The 1,124-nt window shown below is 33.4% G+C and carries 2 protein-coding genes; both read left to right on the top strand.

Going from position 1 to position 1,124, the window contains the following annotated elements:
- Positions 1-207: transposase (locus HMPREF0106_RS25825; protein ID WP_232286765.1), on the top strand; the 207-nt coding region annotated here is incomplete at its 5' end.
- Between the two features lie 6 nt (positions 208-213).
- Positions 214-978, top strand: coding sequence for a hypothetical protein (locus HMPREF0106_RS16170; protein ID WP_009039570.1), 765 nt, complete (start codon positions 214-216; stop codon positions 976-978).
- Positions 979-1,124: the final 146 nt, after the last annotated feature.

The following is a 1,124-nucleotide window of genomic DNA, read 5'->3' as shown; positions in this document are numbered from 1 at the left end:
ATTGAAGAATATGGATACGATACATTCACAACAGTAGCAAACTCTATTGAGAATCATTATGAAAGGATTCTGAACTTCTTTGTGAACAGGAGTACAAATGCAGCAGCGGAAGCATTTAATGCTAAAATCAAAGCATTTAGGGCATCATTTAGAGGAGTAGTGGATATGAGCTTCTTCCTTTTTAGGCTAGCAAAGGTATATGCATGAAGGGAATTGACTAAACTTAATCCCCCAAGAATTACAACTGAGCCCAGTCTTTCACAATTCAAAAACGGGCAAGTAGTCAAACGTCCAGACGCAGCACTAATCAATACCAAACTACGTAATATACTCAATGAATACCAAGAGAAACTTGACAGCATCAAATGCATTCAGGGTTCCTTTGGGGTCAGCCCGAAAAAACTTCTATTTTTAATTATGACTGCACTGATAGTAGTTGGATGTAGTAAAAGTGATGAAGAAAAAAGTGACATTCAGGAAATTTGGCTAAATGGATACAAAGCTCTTACTCCAGAGTCTGATTACGAAAATATTTCCACCACATTTTTATTATTTAAGGCTGACAACAATGAGGAATTTGATGTGAAAAAGCAAACTTTTTCAGGGAATATACTTGATTATCAAAAAATACAAGATGAAACTTGGAATTTGCTGTCAAAATCAAAAATTAAAAAGAAAGATGGTAGCATAGTTGATGCTACTTATTCTATATTTGCCTCGTCAATAAAGGAAACATATACTTCCGCTAAAGTAAAGATTGGTAAATATTTTATGGTAGCAATATATAGCGACTCTAAAACAGGATATCATTGGCTATATTCAAATAAATATGCTTGTCAATATGTTGACATACCATATCGATATAATCCATGGGACTATTCTGTGGTTTTCCCATGTGATTTGCATAATTATGGAAAGATAGAATGGGTTTCATGGAATCAAACTCCTTATCCATATGAGTTTGAATTTTCAAAATAGGTCCATCTGCCGAAAACATTTAAAATCAGCAATACTCATTTCAAATCGGACTCTCTATAAAATAGAGCAATTTCTCAAGCTCTGAAAATAAAATATAGATACCTCTAACACTTTACTGTATCTGTTTCAAATTGCTAATAATAAAG

Source organism: Bacteroides sp. D22, from assembly GCF_000163675.1.
Classification (GTDB): domain Bacteria; phylum Bacteroidota; class Bacteroidia; order Bacteroidales; family Bacteroidaceae; genus Bacteroides; species Bacteroides xylanisolvens.
The sequence above is the reverse complement of the archived record's forward strand: the minus strand, read 5'-3'. Positions and strand labels throughout refer to the sequence as shown.